Genomic DNA, 4,396 nt, shown 5'->3' with positions numbered 1-4,396 from the left:
TGGGCTACCAGGTTGTCGAAGCCGAGGACGGCCCTTCGGCACTGACGTTCTTGAAATTGCAAGCGCCGGACTTGGTCATCACGGACCTGATGATGCCCGGGGGCATGAACGGCGCCGAATTGGCGCGCCAGGCCAAAAACCAACACCCGGATCTCGGTTTCATCTTCATCTCGGGCTACGCCGATGCCGCGAACAAAGTGGCCGCCGATCTGGATCAAGGGGTGCGGGTGCTGGGCAAACCTTTCAGTCAGGAGGACTTGGCTGCCGCGCTGCGGGATGTGCTGGACGAACAGCGCGGTGGTTGACCGAGCCTGCCAAATCACGCTTTTTGTCGCTAGTGTGATGATTCTGAAGTTCGGCGCATTTTACGCGCCGAAATTCGGGATCTGAATCACACTAGAATCAAATGTTTAGTGGCCTGCTTATCCCAGAAATTCATCCTATGAATTTCTGGGATAAGCAGGCCACTAGGGATCGTCCGTCGTCGACAAGATGCCTTTGGTTATCGAGCGGGAATCTCGCGGGCTCCAACGTCCGCTGTCGACTTGGCGCATGAAGGTTTCGCAAAGCTGATTATAGAGCGCCGGCTCTTCCAGGTTACAGGTATGGCCGGTGCGCGGCAGCAAGGCCAGGGCCGATGACGTGACGCAGCGTTTGAGGAACAGACTGACGTCGAGGCAGGGGCCGTCTTCGTCGCCATTGAGGATGAGCATCGGCACCGTCAGAGCGCGCAAACTATCTTCGAGGTCATAAAGCGACGGCCGGTTGCCTTGCACGCCGCGCATGGTGTTGGCCGAGCCCAGGCCGGAATGCTCCCTGAGCCGGGTTTCGAACTCCTGCCAGCCGCGCCGGTCTTTGTTTTGAAACTGCACCCTGGTGGGCCCCACGGCGTAAGCCGCGCCAAACACATCCATGGATTCACTTTCCATGAGATCGGCTGCCATCGTCGTTTCGCGTTGAAACTGTTCGCGCACCCCCTCGCCGGCGCCATAGCCGCAACCGGCGACCACCAGCGACAGAGCGCGATCAGGGTAATGCAAGCCAAAATGCAGCGCCGCGAACCCACCCATCGACAAGCCGTTGACGTGGGCTGATTCGATTTCCAAACAGTCGATCACGGCCAAAATGTCGTCTCGGGCGCGGTCCTGGCTGTACATCGTGGGATCTTCCGGCACATCGGAAGGCGGAAATCCACGGGCGCTGAAGGTGATGCAGCGGTTGGTCCGGGCGAAGTGGCGAACCTGCGGTTCCCAACTGCGATGGTCACCGGCAAACTCATGCACGAAGATGATCGGCAGCCCCGTTCCGCTGTCTTCATAGTAGAGCTCGACGTTGTCATCGGTGGTTATTCTTGGCATGGCGTTCCCCTCCCCTGTCGAACTCCTCATGGTCCCGGGCCCCAATCGATGAGGCCAATGCCTTCGGAACGTGCCTCGAGCGAATAGATCGCACAGAGGGCGCCCGCGCCCTGCTTAAGTTTGCCACCGTGCGCACGGGAATCAGACGGCGACCCCCGCCTTGAGGCCCTCGAGCACCGCCTCCTCGACCGTCCGCGGCGCCGCGCAGTCGCCGATGTGGTGCACCGGGCCCGGAAAATCGGCCAGCGCTGCGTCGAGCTCCCGCAGCGATTGGTGGCCCAGGCTGAGGACCAGGGTATCGGCATTTTCGCAGATCACCGCCTCGCCCGACGCCGTGTGCTGAAAGTAGACGCTTTCGGCATCGGCCCCGGCCAGGCGAACCAGCGGGATGATCTCGACGCCCAGCTTGTGCAGCTTGCCCAGCCAGCTGTCGCGCACGTACTGCGGGATGGTCCAGCCCGGCATGTAGCCGTTGGCGCAGAGCCGTACCGACGAGCCCTCGAGGGTCAGTTTCTCGGCCAGGCCGAGGCCGATCCAGTCGCAGCGCCAGTCGGCGATGACCACGGCCGCACCCACGTTGGCTTGGTTCTCGAGGACCTGCCAGGCATCGACCACATGGGCCTCCTCGGCGCCCTCGAGGGGCGGGCGGAAGGGCCGCGCCCCGGTGGCGACGATCACCGCCTCGGGGGCCTGACTGGCGATCAGCGCGGCGTCGACCCGGGTGTTCCTGACCACCGTAACGCCGGCCAGTTCCATCTCGCGCTCCAGGTTGGGGATCAGGCCGCCGAACTCGGCCCGATCAGGCAGCAACTGGGCCAGCTTGACCTGGCCGCCGAGCCTTCCCGAGGCCTCAAAAAGTGTCACATCATGGCCGCGTTCGGCGGCCACGGCGGCCGCCTTCATGCCGGCCGGGCCGCCGCCGGCGACCAGCACCTTGCGCCGCCGGGCCGCCGGCTTCCGGGAAGCATAGGTTAATTCGCGCCCGGTCTCGGGATGCTGGATGCAGGAGATCGGATAGCCGGTCAGAAAATGGCCGATGCAGGCCTGGTTGCAGCCGATGCAGGCGCGGATGTCGTCGAGGCGCCCGGCGGCCGCCTTGTTGGCCATCTCGGGATCGCAGATCATGGCCCGGGTCATGCCGCAAAGGTCGGCCTCGCCGCCGGCCACGATCTTCTCGGCGATGCGCGGATCATTGATGCGCCCGGTGCAGATCAGCGGCCGGCTGATCCGGGCCTTGAGGGCCGCCGCATAGGGTGCCGTGTAGCCGATCTCATAGAGCATCGGCGGCACGATGTGGAGCGAGCCGGCGATGGTCGCGGAGGAGCCGGTGACGATGCTGAAATAATCAATAACTCCGTCGCCGTCCAAGGCCACCAGGGCGTCTGTGACCTCGTCGTCGCCCAGCCCCTGGTGGCTGAGATCGTCGGCTGAAATCCGCAGGCCCAGCACCATGGCGTCGCCCACCCGGGCGCGGATGTCGGCGGCGGCCTCGCGGATGAAGCGCAGCCGGCCGGGCAAATCGCCACCGTATTCGTCGTCGCGCTGGTTGACGCGCGGGTTGAGGAACTGGGCCGGCAGGTAGCCGTGGCTGGCGACGATCTCGACGCCGTCGAGCCCCGCCCTCTGCATGCGCCGCGCGCCGTCGCCGAAGCCGGCGATCACCTCGGCGATCAATTCCCGGCTCATCGCCGCCGGCATGACGTGGAAGCGCTCGTTGGCAACAGGCGATGGGGCATAGCTGACGGGCGCCGAGCCGTCGAGCGAATCGATGATCTCGCGTCCGGGATGGAAGAGCTGCCCGAAGATGGCGGCGCCCTCCGCGTGGACCGCCTCGGCGAGGCGCCGGTAGCCCGGGATGCAATCGTCGGAATAGCCCGGGATGCAATCGTCGGAATAGGCCGGGATGGGATGGCGCACGAACACCCCGCTCTCGTGCACCAGGGCCACCTCGATGATGATCAGCCCGGCGCCCCCGGCGGCACGCGCCCGGTGGTAGGCGACCATGGGCTCGCTGATCCCGCCCTCGCCGGCCATCGCCGTTTCGTGGCCGGTGGAAACGATGCGGTTCTTGATGGTCAGCCCGCGAATGGTGATCGGCGAAAACAGATTGGCAAACTGCTTGGACTCCATCGCCCTTCCTCTCTCCTGGCCTCAGCCGCGGCGGCACATCGGTCGGCCAAGTCTACGCGACGCTGAACCCTCCTCCAATCCTGACGCGCGCCGGCACCCCTGCGACTTTGGTTGAGTTGTGGCCGGGGGCCTCTCCTATCGTGTGGCCGGACAGAAATGGGAGACGACCATGTCAGACGCGGTGCGCCACAATGCAGCCAACGAGCACGACAGCTCGAGCCTGCGCTCCACCATCGAGTGGCTGCGCGCCGAGGGGCATCTGCTGGAGACCGAGAAGGAGGTCGATCCCGACCTCAAGCTCACCGGCCTGCAAAAGCACCTCGATGGCGGCTCGCCCATCCGCCTGGTCAAGGCGCGCATGGTGGATGCCTGGGCCCTGGCCGATGCCATCGGCGAGGCCGCCGCCTGGCAAATCCGGCCCCACGCCGAAATGGGCCCTATCGCCTGTTATCTGCCGGCCATGGCGCTCTCGGCCACGCCGCCGGCCGTCGGCGCGACGGCGCCGCTGCTGGGCCAGCACAACGACTACGTCTTCGCCGAGCTGCTGGGACTGAGCCAAGCGGAAATCGAGACCTACCAGGCCAGCGGCGTATTCGGCGCCTAGCCACAGGCAGCAGATATTCGAGGTCGCCGCCAATGCCGACAAGGTCATGCAGGTGATCGAAGGCGCCACGCACTATTACAAGGAACAGCCCGACAAACTGGTCGAGGCCGTGGCCTGCGTTACCGACTGGGTGCACGAGAAGAGCGCGATCGCCTGAGGCCCATTTGGATCAACCAAGGTCGGCTATGGGTCGATCGCGACGTTTCGGCCCTGCCGCCGGTATGCTCGCTTTCCTTCCAGCACCGGACGCTCGGACGGCGAAAGCGGAATTGGCGGCAGTCTGTCGGGCTTGTGGGTGACAGAC

4 protein-coding genes are annotated in these 4,396 nt (G+C 65.1%); 2 read left to right on the top strand and 2 right to left on the bottom strand.

Features of this window, described 5'->3' with window-relative positions; translation table 11 throughout:
* On the top strand, nt 1-305 hold a 305-nt coding region (locus QGG75_14540; protein ID MDP6068451.1), incomplete at its 5' end, for a response regulator.
* A 162-nt stretch (nt 306-467) separates the two neighbouring features.
* Here the strand turns inward: QGG75_14540 and QGG75_14535 are convergent.
* Entirely contained in the window at nt 468-1,358 is an 891-nt protein-coding gene (locus QGG75_14535) for an alpha/beta hydrolase (protein MDP6068450.1), read from the bottom strand.
* Nucleotides 1,359-1,499: 141 nt separating this feature from the next.
* Entirely contained in the window at nt 1,500-3,488 is a 1,989-nt protein-coding gene (locus tag QGG75_14530) for an FAD-dependent oxidoreductase (protein MDP6068449.1), read from the bottom strand.
* 169 nt (nt 3,489-3,657) lie between these two features.
* Between QGG75_14530 and QGG75_14525 the strand changes: the two genes are divergently transcribed.
* Nucleotides 3,658-4,092 carry a hypothetical protein gene (locus QGG75_14525; protein MDP6068448.1) on the top strand — a complete coding sequence of 145 codons (435 nt, stop codon included), beginning with the start codon at nt 3,658-3,660 and terminating at the stop codon, nt 4,090-4,092.
* Nucleotides 4,093-4,396 lie beyond the last annotated feature (304 nt).

This window comes from Alphaproteobacteria bacterium (genome assembly GCA_030740435.1).
Classification (GTDB): domain Bacteria; phylum Pseudomonadota; class Alphaproteobacteria; order UBA2966; family UBA2966.
The sequence above is the reverse complement of the archived record's forward strand: the minus strand, read 5'-3'. Positions and strand labels throughout refer to the sequence as shown.